Annotated in this window: 21 protein-coding genes; 16 read left to right on the top strand and 5 right to left on the bottom strand. The window is 61.9% G+C overall.

Annotated elements, in window-relative coordinates:
* Nucleotides 1–63: 63 nt before the first annotated feature.
* The 11 genes from PMI16_RS15825 to PMI16_RS15775 all read left to right on the top strand — a co-directional run bounded on the left by PMI16_RS15825 (nt 64) and on the right by PMI16_RS15775 (nt 11,003).
* Nucleotides 64–1,017 carry an ABC transporter permease gene (locus PMI16_RS15825; protein WP_007881289.1) on the top strand — a complete coding sequence of 318 codons (954 nt, stop codon included), beginning with the start codon at nt 64–66 and terminating at the stop codon, nt 1,015–1,017.
* A gap of 2 nt (nt 1,018–1,019) precedes the next feature.
* A complete protein-coding gene (locus tag PMI16_RS15820; RefSeq protein WP_007881288.1) occupies nt 1,020–1,910 on the top strand; it encodes an ABC transporter permease in 891 nt (296 codons plus the stop codon).
* Nucleotides 1,907–2,947: an ABC transporter ATP-binding protein gene (locus PMI16_RS15815; RefSeq protein ID WP_007881286.1), complete on the top strand. Its 1,041-nt coding sequence runs from the start codon at nt 1,907–1,909 to the stop codon at nt 2,945–2,947. The genes PMI16_RS15820 and PMI16_RS15815 overlap by 4 nt, the downstream gene beginning before the upstream one ends.
* On the top strand, nt 2,940–3,959 hold the full coding sequence (locus PMI16_RS15810; RefSeq protein WP_007881284.1) for an ABC transporter ATP-binding protein: 1,020 nt from the start codon (nt 2,940–2,942) through the stop codon (nt 3,957–3,959). The genes PMI16_RS15815 and PMI16_RS15810 overlap by 8 nt, the downstream gene beginning before the upstream one ends.
* Before the next feature lie 56 nt (nt 3,960–4,015).
* Complete coding sequence (locus tag PMI16_RS15805) at nt 4,016–5,218, top strand: amidase (RefSeq protein WP_007881282.1); 1,203 nt, start codon at nt 4,016–4,018, stop codon at nt 5,216–5,218.
* Nucleotides 5,205–5,750: an ureidoglycolate lyase gene (locus PMI16_RS15800; RefSeq protein ID WP_007881280.1), complete on the top strand. Its 546-nt coding sequence runs from the start codon at nt 5,205–5,207 to the stop codon at nt 5,748–5,750. The genes PMI16_RS15805 and PMI16_RS15800 overlap by 14 nt, the downstream gene beginning before the upstream one ends.
* Before the next feature lie 128 nt (nt 5,751–5,878).
* Nucleotides 5,879–6,757: an EamA family transporter RarD gene (rarD, locus tag PMI16_RS15795; RefSeq protein ID WP_007881272.1), complete on the top strand. Its 879-nt coding sequence runs from the start codon at nt 5,879–5,881 to the stop codon at nt 6,755–6,757.
* Nucleotides 6,758–6,826: 69 nt separating this feature from the next.
* The gene (gene ettA / locus PMI16_RS15790; RefSeq protein WP_007881271.1) at nt 6,827–8,494 is read left to right on the top strand and encodes an energy-dependent translational throttle protein EttA; all 1,668 of its coding nucleotides are present in this window, start codon (nt 6,827–6,829) and stop codon (nt 8,492–8,494) included.
* A 325-nt stretch (nt 8,495–8,819) separates the two neighbouring features.
* On the top strand, nt 8,820–9,878 hold the full coding sequence (locus PMI16_RS15785) for a branched-chain amino acid ABC transporter substrate-binding protein (RefSeq protein ID WP_237719876.1): 1,059 nt from the start codon (nt 8,820–8,822) through the stop codon (nt 9,876–9,878).
* Nucleotides 9,879–9,999: 121 nt separating this feature from the next.
* Nucleotides 10,000–10,281: a hypothetical protein gene (locus PMI16_RS15780; RefSeq protein WP_007881268.1), complete on the top strand. Its 282-nt coding sequence runs from the start codon at nt 10,000–10,002 to the stop codon at nt 10,279–10,281.
* Between the two features lie 131 nt (nt 10,282–10,412).
* Nucleotides 10,413–11,003, top strand: coding sequence for a hypothetical protein (locus PMI16_RS15775; RefSeq protein WP_007881266.1), 591 nt, complete (start codon nt 10,413–10,415; stop codon nt 11,001–11,003).
* A gap of 56 nt (nt 11,004–11,059) precedes the next feature.
* Here PMI16_RS15775 and PMI16_RS15770 read toward each other — a convergent pair whose 3' ends face one another.
* Complete coding sequence (locus PMI16_RS15770; RefSeq protein WP_007881264.1) at nt 11,060–11,638, bottom strand: DUF4337 domain-containing protein; 579 nt, start codon at nt 11,636–11,638, stop codon at nt 11,060–11,062.
* A gap of 221 nt (nt 11,639–11,859) precedes the next feature.
* Between PMI16_RS15770 and hisC the strand changes: the two genes are divergently transcribed.
* Complete coding sequence (gene hisC, locus PMI16_RS15765) at nt 11,860–12,927, top strand: histidinol-phosphate transaminase (protein ID WP_007881263.1); 1,068 nt, start codon at nt 11,860–11,862, stop codon at nt 12,925–12,927.
* Here hisC and PMI16_RS15760 read toward each other — a convergent pair.
* Both PMI16_RS15760 and PMI16_RS15755 read right to left on the bottom strand, forming a co-directional pair.
* Entirely contained in the window at nt 12,904–14,160 is a 1,257-nt protein-coding gene (locus PMI16_RS15760) for a YbfB/YjiJ family MFS transporter (RefSeq protein ID WP_007881262.1), read from the bottom strand. The genes hisC and PMI16_RS15760 overlap by 24 nt on opposite strands.
* A gap of 88 nt (nt 14,161–14,248) precedes the next feature.
* Nucleotides 14,249–14,899 carry an HD-GYP domain-containing protein gene (locus PMI16_RS15755; protein ID WP_157212663.1) on the bottom strand — a complete coding sequence of 217 codons (651 nt, stop codon included), beginning with the start codon at nt 14,897–14,899 and terminating at the stop codon, nt 14,249–14,251.
* On the opposite strand from PMI16_RS15755, the gene PMI16_RS25970 reads away from it, so the two are divergent.
* Genes PMI16_RS25970 through PMI16_RS15740 form a run of 4 tightly spaced genes read left to right on the top strand, consistent with a single transcriptional unit; the run spans nt 14,898 to nt 17,475 of the window.
* A complete protein-coding gene (locus tag PMI16_RS25970; RefSeq protein WP_157212662.1) occupies nt 14,898–15,035 on the top strand; it encodes a hypothetical protein in 138 nt (45 codons plus the stop codon). The two genes, PMI16_RS15755 and PMI16_RS25970, sit on opposite strands and share 2 nt — an antisense overlap.
* Nucleotides 15,036–15,071: 36 nt before the next feature.
* On the top strand, nt 15,072–16,232 hold the full coding sequence (locus PMI16_RS15750) for an MFS transporter (protein ID WP_007881260.1): 1,161 nt from the start codon (nt 15,072–15,074) through the stop codon (nt 16,230–16,232).
* A gap of 59 nt (nt 16,233–16,291) precedes the next feature.
* The gene (locus PMI16_RS15745) at nt 16,292–16,744 is read left to right on the top strand and encodes an META domain-containing protein (RefSeq protein WP_007881257.1); all 453 of its coding nucleotides are present in this window, start codon (nt 16,292–16,294) and stop codon (nt 16,742–16,744) included.
* Nucleotides 16,745–16,779: 35 nt separating this feature from the next.
* On the top strand, nt 16,780–17,475 hold the full coding sequence (locus PMI16_RS15740; RefSeq protein WP_007881254.1) for an alpha/beta fold hydrolase: 696 nt from the start codon (nt 16,780–16,782) through the stop codon (nt 17,473–17,475).
* A gap of 150 nt (nt 17,476–17,625) precedes the next feature.
* Here PMI16_RS15740 and PMI16_RS15735 read toward each other — a convergent pair whose 3' ends face one another.
* Both PMI16_RS15735 and PMI16_RS15730 read right to left on the bottom strand, forming a co-directional pair.
* Complete coding sequence (locus tag PMI16_RS15735) at nt 17,626–17,892, bottom strand: hypothetical protein (RefSeq protein WP_007881249.1); 267 nt, start codon at nt 17,890–17,892, stop codon at nt 17,626–17,628.
* 191 nt (nt 17,893–18,083) lie between these two features.
* Nucleotides 18,084–19,055, bottom strand: a complete 972-nt coding sequence (locus PMI16_RS15730) for an NAD(P)H-dependent flavin oxidoreductase (protein ID WP_007881247.1) — start codon at nt 19,053–19,055, stop codon at nt 18,084–18,086.
* Nucleotides 19,056–19,268 lie beyond the last annotated feature (213 nt).

The raw sequence follows: 19,268 nt of genomic DNA, 5'->3' as shown, positions 1-19,268 counted from the left end.
AACATTGCCGCCGGCATTGCGAGGGTAATGCCGGCGACAAGAATGACTTGGTAAAGACACCCCATGATTTCCTATCTGATCCGCCGCGTACTGTATGCCTTGCCCATCATGCTGGGTGTGGCGTTCCTGTGCTTCATGCTGGTCCATATCGCACCGGGCGATCCGCTGGTGGCTATCCTGCCGCCCGACGCTTCCGTCGATTTGCAGAAGCAATTGATGGAGCTTTATGGTTTCAATCGCAGCTATCCCGAACAATTTTTCAGCTGGGTCTGGCGTGCCGTGCACGGCGACCTCGGCAGCTCCATCGCCACCGGACGGCCGGTGGCGCAAGAAGTCTTCAAGGCCGTCGGCAATACCTTCATGCTCGCCGCGCTGGCGACGCTGATCGGTTTCTTCTTCGGCTCGCTGTTCGGCTTTGTCGCCGGCTATTTCCGCAACTCCTGGGTCGACAAGATCGCGTCCTTCATCTCCGTGATCGGCGTCAGCGTGCCGCACTACTGGCTCGGCATGGTGCTGGTCATCATCTTCTCGTCGCAACTGATGTGGCTGCCCGCCACCGGCGCCGGGCCTGACGGTTCCGGCGCATGGGTGTGGGATGCCGAGCACGTCAAATACCTGATCATGCCGGCGGTGACGATGTCCTTCATCCCCATGGGCATCATCGCGCGCACCGTGCGGGCGCTGGTGGCCGACATCCTGTCGCAGGAATTCGTGATCGGACTGAAGGCGCGCGGCCTCGGCGAGTTCGGCGTGTTCCGCCACGTGGTCAAGAACTGTGCGCCGACCGCGATGGCGGTCATGGGTTTGCAGCTCGGCTACCTGCTGGGCGGTTCGATCCTGATCGAGACCGTGTTCTCCTGGCCCGGCACCGGCTTCCTGCTGAACCAGGCGATCTTCCAGCGCGACCTGCCGCTGCTGCAAGGCACGATCCTGGTGCTGGCGCTGTTCTTCGTGTCGCTGAATCTGCTGGTCGACATCCTGCAAACCGTGTTCGATCCTCGCATAGAAAGAGCGTGATCATGCAAGCAACTGCTGTTGTTTCCTCCTCATCCTTGCCGGCGTACAAGCGCTCGCGCGGCCACTGGGCCAACGTCGCGGCGCGCATCGTGCGCAATCCGCTGGCGATGATCGCCGCCGTGATCCTGTTGGCGCTGATCGGCATCGCCATGTTCGCGCCGTGGATCATGCCGGCAGATCCTTTCGCTACTTCGATGTTCACGCGCCTGAAACCGATCGGCACCCACGATCATTTGTTCGGCACCGACGAACTCGGCCGCGATCTGCTGTCGCGCCTGATGCTGGGCGGCCGCCTGTCGCTGTTCATGGGCATCACGCCGGTGCTGATGGCCTTCGTGATCGGCAGCGGCATCGGCATCCTCGCCGGTTATGCGGGCGGCTTCATCAACACCGCCATCATGCGCACCATCGACGTGCTGTATGCCTTTCCTTCGGTGTTGCTGGCGATCGCCTTGTCAGGTGCGCTCGGCGCGGGGATCGTCAATGCACTGACCTCGCTGACCATCGTTTTCATTCCGCAGATCGCGCGCATCGCCGAAAGCGTCACCACGCAGGTGCGTCGCAGCGATTACGTCGATGCGGCGCGGGCGTCGGGGGCGAGCGCTTTCACCATCGTGCGCGCCCATGTGCTGGGCAACGTGCTCGGACCGATCTTCGTGTACTCGACCAGCCTGATCTCGGTGTCGATGATCCTGGCCTCGGGGTTGTCCTTCCTCGGCCTCGGCGTCAAGCCGCCCGAGCCGGAGTGGGGCCTGATGCTCAATACGCTGCGCACGGCGATCTATACGCAGCCCTGGGTGGCGGCCTTGCCGGGGGCTTTCATTTTCATCACATCGATTTCGTTCAACATGTTGTCCGACGGTTTGCGTTCGGCGATGGAGGTCAAGCAATGACAGACGAACGCGATATCGGCGGACCGCGCCAGCCTTTGCTGCAGGTGCGCGATCTGCTCAAGCATTTTCCGTTGAAGGGCAAGGGCCTTCCCTTCGCCTCGGCACGCAGCGCCGTGCGCGCGGTGGATGGCGTCAATTTCGACATCCTCAAGGGCGAGACGCTCGGCGTGGTCGGCGAATCCGGCTGCGGCAAGTCGACCACGGCGCGCGTGCTGATGCAACTGATCGACCAGGACAGCGGCGAGCTGGTGTTCGACGGCGAAACGGTCGGTTCGCGCGCCTTGCCGTTGCGCCGGTTCCGCCGCCAGACGCAGATGGTGTTCCAGGATAGTTACTCCTCGCTCAATCCGCGCATGACGATCGAAGACTCGATCGCTTTCGCACCGACCGTGCACGGCGTACCGTCGCGCGAAGCGATTACCCGCGCACGCGATCTGCTGGCGCGCGTCGGTTTGGCGCCGGAACGTTTTGCCGGCCGCTATCCGCATGAGCTGTCCGGCGGTCAGCGCCAGCGCGTCAACATCGCGCGTGCGCTGGCGCTGGAGCCGCGGCTGGTGATTCTCGACGAAGCGGTATCGGCGCTCGACAAGTCGGTCGAGGCGCAGGTGCTCAATCTGCTGCTCGACCTGAAGCAGGAGTTCGGTCTCACTTATCTGTTCATCAGCCACGACCTCAACGTCGTGCGTTTCATCTCCGACCGCGTGCTGGTGATGTATCTGGGCCAGGTGGTGGAGATCGGTTCGTCCGACCAGGTGTTCGACCAGCCCAAGCATCCCTACACGCGCGCGCTGCTGAAATCGATGCCCAGCATGGATCCGCTGCAACGCACGATGGAAGCGCCGCTGGCGGGCGATCCGCCCAATCCCATCAATCCGCCGAGCGGCTGCCGCTTCCATACGCGCTGCGCCTATGCCCAGCCGGTGTGCAGCCAGCGCGCGCCGGTATTCGCCAATGACGACAGCGGTCACGGCGTCGCCTGCCTGCGTTATGAAACCGACACCGCCTCTTTGTTTGCCAGCGAGGTCAGCCATGCATGACATGATTTCATTGCGCGACCTGCAAGTGCAGTTCTTCGCACCGAAGAAACTGATCCGCGCCGTCAACGGCGTCAATCTTACTGTCGGCCAGGGCGAAGTCGTGGCCCTGATCGGTGAATCCGGCTCGGGCAAGAGCGTCACGCTGCGTTCCATCATGCGCCTGCATTCGGAACGGTCGACGCGCATCAGCGGCGGCCTGGACGTCGACGGCAAGGACGTGCTGAAGATGTCGCAGCGCGAACTGGCGGCCTTGCGCGGCGACACGGTGGCGATGATTTTCCAGGAGCCTTTGCTGGCGCTTGATCCGGTCTACACCGTGGGAGCACAAATCGTCGAAGCGATCCGCCGCCACAAGAAAGTATCCAAAGCCGAGGCGCACAAGCAGGCGCTGGGCCTGTTCGAGAAAGTCCGCATCCCGAGTCCGGAACGCCGCCTCGACGCCTATCCGCACGAGATGTCCGGCGGCATGCGCCAGCGCGCGATGATTGCGCTGGCCTTGTCGTGTTCACCGAAGGTCTTGCTGGCCGACGAACCGACCACGGCGCTCGACGCCACGGTGCAGATCCAGATCCTGCTCTTGCTGCGCGATTTGCAGAAGGAACTGGGCCTGTCCATCGTCTTCGTCACCCACGACATCGGCGCTGCTGCCGAAGTAGCCGATCGCATCGCCGTCATGTACGCAGGCAAGATCATCGAACAAGGTCCGGCGGCGGAGTTGCTGACGCGGCCGCGCCATCCCTACACCTTGTCGCTGCTCAAGAGCCGCAGCCATGGCGCCATGCAAAAAGGCCAGCGCCTGGAAACCATAGGCGGGGCACCGCCGGACCTGAGCAATCTGCCGGCCGGCTGCGCCTTTGCCGAGCGCTGCAAATACGCCGTCGCCGAATGCCGCAGCGTGCAGCCGCACGAAGAGACGTTGTCGTCCGGTCATGTCGTGAGCTGTTTGCGCGTGCATCAGATTGCAAATGCCGCTACCGACGCTGATGGCGCTGTCAGCGTGGCCGCAAGTTAAACCTCTGTAAGCAATGCTCTCCATCCATCATCTTTTTATGTCCGAAAGAATTATTCATGTCCGTTGACGCACAAGCTGCACGTTGTTTCGTTCCCTATCCCGCACCCGCTTCCACGGCGATCTCGGCAGGTCCGCTGTCCGGCATCCGCTTTGCGGTGAAAGATATTTTTGACGTCGCCGGTTTTCCGACCGGCTGCGGCAATCCGCACATGCTGGCGATGTCCGGCGTGAAGACCGCATCGGCGCCGTCGGTGGTGGCGTTGGCGCAGGCGGGTGCCAGATTCGTCGGCAAGACTTACACCGATGAGCTGGCATTTTCGATGAACGGCAAGAACGCCCATTTCGGCACGCCGCGCAACGGCGGCGCGCCTGACCGGATTCCAGGCGGCTCCAGTTCGGGGTCGGCCTCGGCGGTGTCCAACGGGCTGGCGGACGTTGCACTCGGCACCGATACCGGCGGTTCCGTACGTGCTCCCGCCAGCCACTGCGGGCTGATCGGCCTGCGTCCGACGCATGCGCGCGTGAGCCTCAAGGGTTGCATGGATCTGGCGCCGTCGTTCGATACTTGCGGCTGGTTCGCGCGCGATATCGACAGTTTTTCGCGCGTGGGCGAAGTGCTGCTGCGCGAAGACACCTGCCTGTTGCCCGACGGTGCGCCGTCGATGCCGCAGGTGCTGGTTGCTGCCGACGTGCTGGCCTTGCTGGAGCCGCGCGTGCAGGCGGTGTTCATGCAGACGCTGGAACGTCTGGCCGGCGTGATCGGCACGCCGTTGCCGGTCAAGACCGCGACGCCGTCGTTCGAAGCCTTGTATTGGGCGTTCCGTTATATCCAGGGTTATGAAGCCTGGCAAAGCCATGGCGAAACCATCGTCCGCCACGACCTGCAACTCGGTCCCGGCGTGGCCGAACGTTTTGCCTGGTCGAGCCAGATCACGCCGCAGCAGATGGAAGAGCACAGCAACGTGCGCGACCGTTTCCGCGAAGATTTCCTGCGCCTGCTGGGCAGCGATCGCGTGATCGTCTTGCCGACCATGCCCGACGTCGCGCCGCTGCTGAGCGAATCGGAACAGGTGCTGGAGAACTACCGCAACCAGGCCGTGCGCATGCTGTGCCTGGCCGGCCTGTCGGGTTGCCCGCAGATTTCGCTGCCGCTGATGACGCTCGATGGCGCGCCTTTCGGCTTCTCCATCATCGGGCCGCTGGGCAGCGATCAGGCCTTGATTCGCTTGTCGAGAAAGCTCATCGATGAACTTGCCTGATTCACCGGCATCAGCCGCAAGCAAAGTCATCGTGGCGCAGACGCTGACAGCGGCGGCGTTCGCGCCGTTCGGCGATGTCATCGCACCAGAGACGGTGCAATCCGAGGCGCAGTCCGGCAGCAGGCCGATCAATGAAGGCACCGCACAACGTTTCGACGACTTGACGCAACTGGATGTGAACGAGCAGGGCGGCGAAGCCTGCGTGGCGATCTTTCGCACGCAGGATGGCACCCACGTCGCGCCGTATGCGCTGACCATGTTCGAGCGTCATCTGCTGGGCAGCCAGAGCTTCGTGCCGATGGGGCAGGGGCGTGTACTGGTGGTGGTGACGCAAGGCGACGATATGCCGGACGAAGGCGCGATTCAGGCTTTCATCGTCGAACCGGGCCAAGGCGTCACGCTCAGGCGCGGCGTCTGGCATCACCCGATGATCACCATCGGCGGCGCGGATGTGTTCGTGATCGAGCGTCGCGCGACGGAAGTGGATTGCGAGATTCAACGCATAAAAGACCGCTTCGTGGTGGCGCTCTGACATGATGCGCGGCCTTGCCAGCCGGAAAAGGGGAATCCTGAGATAATGACGTTGCTGCCGCGAAACTTTCCAGGGTTTTCGCGGCGCTTTCATTTTTGTCATTCCACTTTTCCTATTTCCGGGTCGCCATGTTTTACGCGATAAGCTGTTTCCTCCTGTGGGGGCTGTTCCCGCTGTATTTCAAGTTGCTGCACGACGTCGGCTCCTTCGACATCGTGCTCCAGCGCATTTTCTGGTCGCTGCTTTTTCTCGTCGCGGTGTTGAGCTGGAAGCGCCAGTGGGCCTGGCTCGGCGAAGTCGCGCGCAAGCCGCGTGTGCTGCTGGGATTCCTGATCAGCGCCTTGCTGTTGTCGGGCAACTGGGTGCTGTATGTGTGGGCGGTCAACAGCGACCGCATCGTCGACGCCAGTCTCGGTTACTTCATGAGCCCTTTGGTCAGCGTGCTGCTGGGTTATGTGATCCTCAAGGAGAAATTGCGTCCCTTGCAATGGCTGGCGGTGTTCATGGCGCTGGGCGCGGTGTTGTGGCTGACGTGGATCAACGGCGCCTTGCCGTGGATCGGCCTGACCATCGCCGCGACCTTCGGCATTTACGGCCTGCTGCGCAAGATCGCGCATCTCGGCGCGTTGGAAGGTCTGGCGCTGGAAACCATCCTGCTGTCGCCGCTGGTGCTGGCGGTGCTCGCGGTGTCGGCGCTGCACGGCAGCAACGGTTTCCTGCAGGCCTCGCTGCCGTCGCAGATTTTGCTGGCGCTGTCGGGGCCGGTGACGGCGATTCCCTTGCTGCTGTTCGCTCGTGCGGCGCGCCGGATTCCCTTGTCGCTGCTGGGTTTGCTGCAATACATTTCGCCCACGATGCAGCTGCTGACCGGGGTTTTCATCTATGACGAGCCCTTCGACGGGGCGCGTCTGACAGGTTTCATGGTGATTTGGTCCGCGCTGGCTGTATACTCTCTGGAAGGATTGTGGCGATTGTGGTCCGCCAAGGGCCGCCCGCTCAGCGCATAGGCTCCCGGGCGTTCAGCTGCAATCACGGTATTCCGCAAGCATTCTTACCCTCATTACTGGCATCCAAACATGGCTCAATACGTATTCACTATGAACCGCGTCGGCAAGATCGTGCCGCCGAAGCGTCAGATCCTGAAAGACATTTCGCTGTCCTTCTTCCCCGGCGCCAAGATCGGCGTGCTTGGCCTGAACGGTTCCGGCAAATCGACGCTGCTCAAAATCATGGCCGGCATCGACAAGGAAATCGAAGGCGAAGCGACGCCGGCGCCGAACCTGAACATCGGCTATCTGCCGCAGGAACCGCAGCTCGATCCGGAAAAGAACGTGCGCCAGGAAGTCGAGAGCGCGCTCGGCGAAGTGTTTGAAGCGCAAGCCAAGCTCGACGCCGTGTATGCCGCCTACGCCGAAGAAGACGCCGACTTCGATGCCCTCGCCACCGAGCAGGCGCGTCTGGAAGCGATCATCTCCGCCTCCGACGGCAACAGCCTGAACCAGCAGCTGGAAATGGCCGCTGACGCACTGCGCCTGCCGCCGTGGGACGCCAAGATCGGCGTGCTGTCCGGTGGCGAAAAGCGTCGCGTGGCGCTGTGCAAACTGCTGCTGTCCAAGCCCGACATGCTGCTGCTCGACGAACCGACCAACCATCTGGACGCCGAATCGGTGGACTGGCTGGAACAGTTCCTGCTGCGCTTCCCGGGCACCGTCGTGGCGATCACCCATGATCGCTACTTCCTCGACAACGCCGCCGAATGGATCCTGGAACTGGACCGCGGCCACGGCATTCCATGGAAGGGCAATTACTCGTCCTGGCTGGAGCAGAAGGAAGCGCGCCTGAAGCAGGAAGAAGCCACGGAGTCGGCGCGCCAGAAGACCATCGCCAAGGAACTGGAGTGGGTGCGTCAGAATCCCAAGGGGCGCCAGGCCAAGAGCAAGGCGCGTCTGTCGCGCTTCAACGAGCTGAGCGAACACGAATACCAGAAGCGCAACGAGACCTCGGAAATCTTCATTCCCGTGGCCGAGCGCCTGGGCAACGAAGTCATCGAATTCAAGAACGTCAGCAAGGGCTACGGCGACCGCCTGCTGATCGACAACCTCAACTTCAAGATCCCTGCGGGCGCCATCGTCGGCATCATCGGCCCCAACGGCGCCGGCAAATCGACCTTGTTCCGCATGCTGGCGGGCCGCGAACAGCCGGACAGCGGCGACCTGGTGCTCGGCCCCACCGTCAAGATTTCGCTGGTCGACCAGTCGCGCGAAGATCTGGAAAACAAGAAGACCGTGTTCGAAGACGTCGCCGGCGGCGCCGACATCCTGACGGTCGGTCGTTTCGAAATGCCGTCGCGCGCCTATCTGGGACGCTTCAACTTCAAGGGCGGCGACCAGCAAAAGATCGTCGGCAACCTGTCCGGCGGCGAACGCGGTCGTCTGCATCTGGCCAAGACGCTGCTGCAAGGCGGCAACGTCCTGCTGCTCGATGAACCGTCCAACGACCTCGACGTCGAAACCCTGCGCGCGCTGGAAGATGCGCTGCTGGAATTCGCCGGCACCGTGCTGGTGATCAGCCATGATCGCTGGTTCCTCGACCGCATCGCCACGCACATCATTTCCTTCGAAGGCGACTCGCAGGTCTCCTTCTTCGACGGCAATTACCAGGAGTATGAAGCCGACAAGAAGAAGCGCCTCGGCGAAGAAGGCGCCAAGCCGAAACGCATCCGCTACAAGCCGGTCACGCGCTGACCGGCGCACCTGTCATGCGCTGCATGGCGGGTGGCACTACATGGCAATGCATGGCAACACCATGCAACAGCAGCTCACAACGCCCCGTCTTCGGGGCGTTGTTGCTTGTGAGTATTGTTTCTGTGACAGTTTGTAATGGTGCTCTGATTTCGTATTTTTTTGATCGTGACCGAGGTTGCCGTGAGGTATAAGAGGAGTCATTTTGGTCACGAAAAAACTTTGCGGAGGAGAGATGCCTTTTTTGAGCCGCTTTTACAGGGCGGGGATATTCATTGTATTGTTTTCCGTCTCCGCACACGCATGCGCGGAAGGTTCTCAGACAGTATTGATCGGATTCGCCGGTTCGCTCAGCGGCATCTCGGAAACCTTTGGCAAGAGCATGGCGAACGCGGCAGAACTGGCCATCGCGGCAGCCAATCACCATCCTTATAAAATCAACGGCAAGCACGTGCTGTTCCGGTTGGTCCGCGTGGATGACCAGGGCGACCCGGATCGTGCACGGCACGTTGCCAATATCCTTGTGCGGGCCGGCGTGATCGGCGTCATCGGCGGGGCCAACAGCACCACCAGCGTGGCGAGCGCAAAGATTTACGCCACGGCGGGCATCGCACAAATTTCTCCCGCCGCGACCACGCGCAAGTTCACCGAGATGGGCTATCGCACGACATTCCGCACCTTGGGTGGCGACAGCGAAGCCATCCATTTCCTGGCCGACTATGTCACCGATGATCTGCGCGCCAGCCGTATTGCCGTCATCGACAACGGCACCCTGTTCGGCGTCGGCGCCGCCGCGCATTTCATCGACGTGGCGGCAAAAAATGGCGCGACGATCGTCAGCCACGATACGGTGACGCAGACGGACAGCGATTTCGACAAGATCCTCCTGCGTCTCAAGGCGCAGGACATCGACCTCATCTTTTTTGGCGGCTATACCTCGCAGACCAGCATGTTGACGAAAAATATGCGGCGCCTGGAAATGAAGACCAAGCTGGTCACGTCGCTGAGCGGCGTTGTCGGTTCGTCCTTCCTCATCTCGACCGGAGCGGCTGCCAACGGCACGTTTTCCCTGGAGGCCGGCCTGCCGTTCAACAAGATGCCCGGCTGGAGAAAATTCGAAGCCGCTTACACGCAACGTTTTGATTTCAACGTGTATGGCATGACGCCATTCGCCTACGATGCCGCACAGGTGCTGATCGCCGCGATACGGCAAGCCAATTCGCTGGATGCCAGAAAAGTGGTCGACGTCCTGCATCGGATTCAGTATCGCGGTCTGACCGGGACGATCTCGTTCGACGCGGCAGGCAACCTGAGAAACCCGTCATTCACCATTTACGAAGTGCAGAATCAACGATGGGTCGCGCTGAAAAGCCATACCGCAGAATGACGTCGCGGCGTCGCCGCCGGCATCTTGTAAAGGCAATGTAACGCCGCTCTTTACATCCAGGCGTGACGGCAATTTGTGCGCTAGCCTTGCGGTTCCATCGCTTTGTTTTGTCAGGGGGCACGTGAAGCCGCATCGCTTGTATCTTGGATTCTTCCTGCCGGTTCTGTTGTCGGCTTGCTCCTCCGGCGGCGCCATTCAGCAGCTCGATCGCGATACCTACATGGTCACCGGACAGTCGCGCCTGAACGGCAACGATGGTGCCGCCGCGAGCGCCGTCCTCAACGCCGATGCCTATTGCAAGGAACGCGGCAAGCGCATGCAGTTGACCGGCGCTGAAACTTCCGACGGTGTCTTCGGCGTGCGGCCGTCGCGCAGCGTGGTGATGTTCAGATGCGTGGGATGAGGAAGCCGCAGGCTGGCGATAGGAGTCGGCAGAAATAAAAGGCGGACCGCGGTCCGCTTTTTTTGTATCCGGCATGGGCATTTATCGTGCATCATGCGCTTCATCGCTGGTACAAAAGAGAAAGACCGACAATGAAGAAACGACAATTTCTCGCCGCCGGGCTGCTCGGCATGAGCAGCGTTGCCATCGCCGCAAACAAGAAGCAGGCCGCCTGTGTCGGCAGCACGGAATCCGGTCCGGTGCTGCTGACCGTCACCGGCGCCATCGGCACAGGCAATCGCGGCGCGCTCGATCCGGCATTGGATCAGATGATGGCCAAGCAGAAGCTGCAGTTCAACCGTGCCCACACCTTCGACTTCGCCGCGTTGAGCGCCTTGCCGCAGACAAGCATCAGGCCCACGCTGGAATACGACGGCAAGCAGCATGTGCTGAGCGGCCCCTTGCTGAGCGAGGTGATGCATGCCGCCGGCGCGGCTGCGGTCGGCGACGTTCTGCTGCGCGCCGTCGACGGCTACGCGGTGCAGGTGACGATGGCCGATATCCGCAAGTATCGCTTCATCGTCGCCACGCATCTGGACGGCAAGCCGATTCCGCTGGGCGGGTTGGGGCCGTTGTGGGCGGTCTTCGACGCCGACGCTTTTCCGGACATCATGGCAAAGCCGATCAGCGCGCGTTTTGCCTTGTGCCCGTGGGGCACCTATCACATCGAAGCAAAAACCTGAACCTGTTTGCCATCACGCACTCACCTTTTGATGAAATGCGTGCCGGTGATTTTCAATCAGATATGCATCGCCGCCAGCGTACCGAGCACGACGCTGGCGCCCGCTGCGGTGTAGGAGATGCGCTTCAACCAATTTTTGCGCGTGAGCAGCGTGATCGCCGCCAGCGAGATGGCGATCTGGATGGCCGTCATGGCCTGCGCCCAGCGGTGGTGCTGGTGCAGTTTGACTTCGGACAGTTCGTCCCATTCCTTGGATTCTGCTTCCAGCTTTTCGGCGGCCTTGCGGATGTCTTCCTTTTCCGACTTGTAGCGTTCCGCCGCGGCAGTGTATTTCGCCGCATCGACGCCGGGGATGGTCGCAGCCAGTTCGGCCAGGTTCTGGCGGCTGGATTTGGCCTGGTAATAATTCCACTGGTTGGCCGCTTCGGTCTTCTTGATGGCGGCGTTGTTCTTGTTCATGGCGGCGGCGCTCTCGGTGGAGCCGGCCTGGTAACTGAACAGCGCGCCGACGGTCGCCATGATCGCGGTCATGACGGCGATCTTGCCGGCAAAGTTGTCGCCGCTCTCGTGTGCGTGTTCGGTGACGTGTTCCAGATGATGTTCATGCGGACTTGGGACTTCGAATTCTTCAGCCATGCGAGTACTCTTTATAGATTTGTCATGATGGAATTGACCGGCATTGCCGCCGGGAACCTGCGCAACCCTCCTTGCGCATGCCATTAATGCGCAAGCAAGGGCCTCAGTTGACGTGGTTTGCGTTACTGTCCGCTTTATCTGTGCCGCGCCGCCGGCCGGGGTTTGTTACCATAGACGCTTTCCCGCAGAACTTTACGTAGAATCTTCCGAAAATCATTCCCATGAGCAAATTCTGGAGCCCCATCGTCAGCCGCCTGACGCCTTACACTCCCGGCGAACAGCCCAAGATCAGCAATCTGGTCAAGCTCAACACCAACGAAAATCCCTACGGCCCCTCGCCCAAGGCGATCGCTGCGATGGCGCAGGAAGTCGGCGACAACCTGCGCCTGTATCCGAATCCCGATGCCGAACCGCTGAAACTGGCGATCGCCAGGCGCCACGGCTTGTCGCCGGCACAAGTGTTTGTGGGCAATGGTTCGGACGAGGTGCTGGCGCATGCTTTCCAGGCATTGCTCAAGCATGGCGCGCCGATCCTGTTCCCGGACATCACCTACAGCTTCTATCCGACCTACGCCGGCCTGTATGAAGTGGCCTATCGCGCGGTGCCGCTGGCGGACGACTTTACTATCCGTGTCGAGGACTACCTCGGCCATGGCGCCGCCATCGGCGGCATCATTTTCCCGAACCCGAATGCGCCGACCGGCTGCCTGTTGGCGCTCGACGCCATTGAGCGCATGCTGGCGGGCAATCCGGATCGCGTGGTGATCGTCGACGAAGCGTATATCGATTTCGGCGGCGATAGCGCCATCGCTCTGGTGGCGCGTTATCCCAACCTGCTGGTGGTGCAGACGCTGTCCAAGTCGCGTTCGCTGGCGGGCTTGCGCGTCGGCTTTGCGGTGGGCCACGCCGATCTGATCGGCGCACTGGAACGCGTCAAGAACAGTTTCAATTCCTACCCGCTGGATCGCATCGCGATCGTCGGCGCGACGGTTGCAATGGAAGACGACGAACATTTCGACCGGACCCGCAAGGCGGTCATCGCCAGCCGCGGAAAAATGGTGGCGGAGTTGACGGCGCTCGGTTTCGAGGTGCTGCCGTCGGCGGCCAACTTCGTGTTCGCTCGTCATCCGCAACACGACGCGGCGGGACTGGCGGCATTGCTGCGCGGCGACGGCATCATCGTGCGTCACTTCACCAGCGCGCGCATCAATCAGTTCCTGCGCATCACCGTCGGCACCGACGACGCGTGCGGGACGCTGATTACATCATTGCGCAAGCACCTGGGCTGACGACAGGGGGTGCTGGCGCCACGCCAGCAGCGCCCCGATCAGCAAGGCCGCCGCAGAGAACATCAGGCCTTGCTGCAGGCCGCCGCTGCGGTCGGCGATCCAGCCGACGATGCTCGGGCCGACGATCTGTCCGGCCGCAAACACGATCGTGAACGCACTGATGCCGACCGACCAGCTGGCCGGCGGCAGATTGTGTCGCACCAGCGCCGTGGTTGACGCGACGGCAGACAGAAACACGCCGCCGAACATCAATCCGGAAATGAACACCGCCACCGGTGCCGCCGTCACCGCCGGCAGCAGCGTGGCGATGCTCAATAGCGCGTTGAGGATGGCCAGCGATTCGCCGCCTTTGAACTTGTCCAGCATGCCGGCCCACAGGCGCGACGATGCCACCACCGCGACACCCAGCAGCGTGTAGAACAGCGTGATCATGCCGGCCGACATGCCTTGCTCCTTCAGCAACGCGATGACGAAGGTCATGTATCCGATATAGCCCAAACCGAACATGAAATAACTCGTCAGGCTGAATCCGAGTGTGCGTAGCCGTACCCGTCCCGCGCCGCGCACTTGCGGCGGCAGATCGGGGATGCGTAGCGCCGGCGGCGTCATGAAGGCCGTGGCGACCAGGCTCAGGATCCCCATCGCCAGCCACGCCCATTGCCAGCTGTGCGCAACGCCATACGCGTTGGCGGCGGCAATCGTCAGCGGCACCAGCCAGGCCGAGATCACGATGCCGATGCCGCTGCCGCCGTAGAACACGCCCAGCAGAAATCCCGCGCGTTGCGGATGCAGCGCCGCCAGTCGCGTCGCCAGGATGCCGCCCGAAATGAAGATGAAGGCGCTGACCGCGCCGGTCACGATGCGCAGGAACAGCAAGGTCGCGGTATCGATGAACAAGCCCGACAGGACGATGAAGAATGCCGTCGCCAGCGCGCCGCCGACCAGCATCTTGTGCGAACCGAAGCGGCGCGCCAGCGACGGCGTAATGAGTGCGCCGAGCAGATAGCCGAGCGCGTTGCCGGTGTTCATGCCGCCGGCGATCAGATAGGGCCAGCCGAGGTCTGTGCGCATCGGCGACAGCAACAATGCATAAGAGAAGCGCGCCACGCCGAGCGCGATGGCGGTGCCCAGCGACAGGGCCAGCGCGGTCAGCAGCGGATGGCGCGTAATGAAGTCATGATGAGTGTGGGGGAGTTTGCGCCCCTCGTCGGAGGCGGCAGTCGGATCGGGCATGGCTTGTCTCTTGAGCATCGACGGCTGGTTGCCATCTGGTTTCTTATGATGGATGCGGAGGACGATGCAATGCCGTCCCCGGCTCTGCTCAGAGTGTAGCGGATTGCGCCGAGCCTTGTTGCGGCTCTGCCTGAGTGCCGCAACAAGACTCGGTGCACAGCAGCAGGCAGGCGTCGACCACCGCCGGATCCAGGCGCGTGCCGCGCAGGCGGCGGATCTCGTCGAGCGCGGCGGCCATACCTAGGCTCTTGCGATAGGGCCGGTCTTCCGACATCGATTCGACAATGTCGGCCACGGTCAGGATGCGCGACTCCAGCATGATTTGATCGCCGTGCAAGCCGCGCGGATAGCCGGAGCCGTCGAGGTATTCATGGTGGGCGTAGACGATCTCGGCGACCGGCAGCGTGAACGAAATGCGGCTCAGCACGTCGTAACTGGTCTGTGCGTGGGTCTGGATCAGTGCAAATTCGGCATCGCTGAGCTTGCCGGGTTTGTTGAGGATGTCCAGCGGGATGTCGACCTTGCCGATGTCGTGCACGCGCGCGGCCAGGTGGAGGGCTTCCAGTCGTGCTTCGCTCAGTTGCAGTTGCCGGCCGATGCGCAGCGCCAGGTCGGCGACGCGGCTTTCGTGCCGCGGCGTGTAGTCGTCGATCAGGTGTTGCAGCGCCAGCAGTGCATCGATGGCCTGGCGCTCAAGCTTCAGCGTGGGGAGGAGGTTCGGATCAGTGGAGACGGTCATGCAAAAAAACGGAACGGCGCCGGGTGGCAAGTCATGGGAAGACATGGCAAGTTACGGCGGGCGCAATGAAAAAACATCATCGGGATGGTACGAAATCGCACGGAATGCAAAAGCGATGTCGGCGGATGCGAGATAATGACGGCTGACAGAAGTTTATTCCTCTCTTGACTGCATGACAACCGACCTGACTGAAAGTCTCGGCGCTTCGGCGTTGCGCGTGCGATGGCGGCAGATCGCCATTCCGTTTTTCTTTTTCCTGCTGGGCTTGCTGTATGCCAGCTGGGCCGCGCGCATCCCGTCGATCCGCGACAACTTGCAACTCGATGCCGCCACCCTGAGCCTGGTGCTGCTGTGCGGCGGCATCGGCGCCGTCGGTTCGTTTCCGCTGGCGGCGTGGCTTAACGCGCATTACGGCGCGCGCCGCACGGCCTGGTATGCGGGACTGATGCTGTTGTTGTCGCTGCCGGCCATCGGCTGTGCGCCCGGCCTGCCGGTGCTGATGCTGTTCAGCATGGTGTACGGTGCGGCGTCCAGCTGCTTTGACGTCGCCATCAACGCACTGGGTGCGGTGGCCGAGAAAAAAGCCGGTCGCTCCATCATGTCGCTGCTGCACGCGTGGTTTTGCGTGGGCACCTTCAGCGGGGCCTTGCTCGGCAGCGCGGTAGCATCCTTTGAGATTGCGCCGCTGTGGCATTTCCTGGCGTTGAGCCTGCTTTTCCTGGCGCCGCTGCGCTGGGGTTACAAGGCCCTGCCTAATGACCGGCCGGAACCGAGTGCGGACCGCAAGATATTCGCCATCCCGCACGGCCATCTGGTGGCGCTGGGACTGATCGGCTTTTGCGGCGCCATCGTCGAGGGATCGATCGCCGACTGGAGCGGCCTGTACATGAAGGATCACATGGGCGCGGGCGACGGCGGCGCGCCGCTGGCGTATGCCGCGTTCGCCGGCATGATGCTGCTGGCGCGGCTGGTCGGCGATCGCTTCAAAGAGCGCTGGGGCGCGCGCAAGGTGGTCGGCTTCGGTTCGCTGCTGGCTAGCGTCGGGGTGTTTCTCGCCGTGGCGGCGCCGGACATTCCGCTGGCGATTCTCGGTTTTGCGATTGCCGGCAGCGGCGTGGCGATGGTGTTTCCTTTTGTGTTCAGCGCGGCGGGCCGGCATGGTGCGATCGCGCTGGCGGGCGTGGCCACGCTCGGCTACAGCGGCAGCCTGATCGGCCCGCCGGTTGTGGGTTTTCTGGCGCACGGCTTCGGCTTGCAGGCGGCGCTGGGATTCATCGGCGTGCTGTGTTTCGCGGTGGCGCTGGCGGCTAGCCGCGCAAAATGGCTGGAATAAACGGATTGAAATAAGCGGGTTGGAGTGAACGGACTGAATCCTGAAAGGAGCGCAGGGACATGAAACGATATCCGGCAATCACGGCGGCGACACTGGCGGCATTTGCCCTGGCGGCGTGCGCAAGCTCATCTTCCACGACGAGCGCTGACCTGACCACGTCGCTATGGGAACTGACCAGCTGGCCCGGCCACGAGATTCCGCATGGAGACAATGGCGAGCCGGTTATCCTGAACTTTCAGGATAACGGCAAGCAAGCCAGCGTCAGCGGTCGCGCCTGGTGCAACCGGTTCAACGCGCCGTATGTGCTGCGCGACGGCAGCCGTCTGACGATAGGCCACGCCGCCGCCACGCGCATGGCCTGCATGGGCAAGGCGATGGAATTCGAGTCGGCCTTCCTCGACAAATTGCAGGCGCTGGAGCGCTACAAGATCGACGGCAAGACCTTGCAATTGTTTGCGGTCGACGGCGAAGTCATGACGCTGCAGCGTCGTCCAAGAAACGAACAGCCCTAAGAGCAATATCCCGGACAAGGAAAGAGAAAAAGAAAATGCGCGACCTGGTTTTTTTGCCCGGCTTCATGTTGAACGAAGCCTTGTGGGACGACATGCGGACCGATCTTGCCACGCTGGGCAATCTGCATTTCGGCAATCTCGGACTGGATGGCTCGATCTCCGCGATGGCCGATCGCGTGCTGTCGGCGGCGCCGGAAAAGTTCGTGCTGTTCGGTTTTTCGATGGGCGGTTTCGTGGCGCAGGCGATTGCCTTGAAGGCGCCCGGGCGCGTGCTCGGACTGGGTTTGCTCAATACCTCCTCGCGTCCGCAAAGCGAGAAGGAATCGGCCGGCACGCTGGCGCAGATCGCGCTGGCGGAAAAGGCGCCGTTCAAGGGCCTGACCTCGCGCGCGCTGGCGTCGTCGCTGCATCCCGATCGGGCGACCGACCAGGTTTTGTTGCAACGCTTGCAAGCCATGGCGCTGGCCAACGGCAAGGAAGTTTTTCTGCGCCAGCTGTCGACGCTGCGCGACGGCAGTTACGCCGACCTGCATCGCATTGCCTGTCCGACGCTGATCGTGGCGAGCGATGCAGACCGTTTGCGCACGGTGGAAGAATCGGCGGAAATGGCGCAGCGCATTCCGGCGGCGCGTTTCGAGATCGTGCGCGATTGCGGCCACATGACGCCGATGGAAAAGCCGCAGGAGTTGTTCGGCATCATCAGCGGGTGGATCGCGGACTCGTCGCTTTAAATGGCAGCTGTGAATGCCGGCCACAAACGCAATACGCCGCTGATGAGCGGCGTATCGTCAATGTCCTGCGGTGCGACCGGTTCCTGCCTGGCCTCTTGATTTTTTGCCAATGCAGGCTACCGATTTGCCGCCTGTCGGGCAATCAGGACATCAGTGCGATTTGTCGTACGGATCGTCCTTGCGCGGAGCTTCGCCGGCGCGTTTGCCGGCGCCCTTGTTGATCTCGTCCAGTCCGCCGCTGCCGCGCAGATCGGTGTCCACCTGGCCTTCGCGGATGTCTTGATACGCGCGGCGCATCTCCTTCTGATCGATGTCACTGCGCTGGCTGTCGCCGGACTGGTCATGCTCATGGGGGAGACGGGCTTTGTTTTCCGGTTTAGGATGGCGGTCTTTTCTGGTGCGCAGAAAGCTGGTCATGAAATCCTCACGTGTATGGTGTCTGAGACCGTACGACATGCAAGCGAGAAAGAAGTGCCGGAGAAGTGTCCTTAGTTACAAAGTCATTTGCAAGTCGCGAGCTTGTCCGACAGAACCCGTCTGTCGGCGTCGCTTCGATGCAAAACCGGCATCGCCCGCAAAGCCGCGCCGGTTCTTGCTATGCGACTGCCTCAGAGTGCCAGGCGCCGACGCGCTGCGGCGTATTCGCTTTCCAGTCGGTTCACCATTTCCGCCACCGTCGGCACGTCGTCCATCAGGCCCACTGCCTGGCCTGCACCCCAGATGTCGCGCCATGCCTTGGCCTTGGTGTCGCCGCCGGAGCCGAAATTCATCTTGGTCTTGTCCGCCTCCGGCAGGTTGTCGGGATCGAGACCGGCGTTGACGATGGACTTTTTCAGGTAGTTGCCGTGCACGCCGGTGAACAGGTTGGTGTACACCACGTCGGCGGCGGTCGACTCGACGATGGCCTGGCGATATTCGTCGGTGACGTTGGCTTCCCTGGTCGCCAGCCAGCGCGAGCCGATGTAGGCCAGGTCGGCGCCCATGGCTTGCGCCGACAGGACGGCGTCGCCGGTGGCGATGGCGCCGGACAGGATCAGCGGGCCCTTGAAGAACTTGCGCACTTCGCCCACCAACGCGAACGGCGACAGCGCGCCAGCATGACCGCCGGCGCCGGCCGCCACCAGGATCAGGCCGTCGACGCCGGCTTCCAGCGCCTTCTGCGCATGGCGGATCGAGATCACGTCGTGCAGCACGATGCCGCCATAGCTGTGGATGGCGTCCAGCATTTCCTGCGGCGGCGCGCGCAGGCTGGAAATGATGATGGGCACGCGATGCTTCACGCAGACTTCGACGTCGTGGGCGAGGCGGTCGTTGGACTGATGCACGATCTGGTTGACGGCGATCGGGCCGATGATGGCGTCCGGATTGGCGGCCTGGTACGTCGCCAGTTCGGTCTGCAATTGCGTCAGCCAGACATCAAGCTGTTCCGCCGGACGCGCGTTGAGCGCAGGAAAGGAGCCGACGATGCCCGCCTTGCATTGGGCCGCCACCAGCGCAGGGCTGCTGGCGATGAACATCGGCGAGGCAATGATGGGCAGGCGCAGGTTTTGCAGGATGGCAGGAATGGCGGGATTGGGCATGGCGGCGTCTCATCGTTGTAGGTAATTCGCAGATTATAGGATAAAAATATTACGATCGTGCTTTTTTTGTTGTTGCATCAAATGATTTTTGCTTTTGGCTGAACTTTTCATTTTTTAAACGTGTTATTTTTTCTATACATCAGCCGATAAACACTTCTACGTCCCATGTTCCTCGCATGGCATGTGACTTGCATGAGCGTAGGCATGCCAATC

This window comes from Herbaspirillum sp. CF444, from assembly GCF_000282135.1.
GTDB lineage: Bacteria > Pseudomonadota > Gammaproteobacteria > Burkholderiales > Burkholderiaceae_D > Herbaspirillum.
This window is presented reverse-complemented; position numbering and strand designations above follow the sequence as displayed.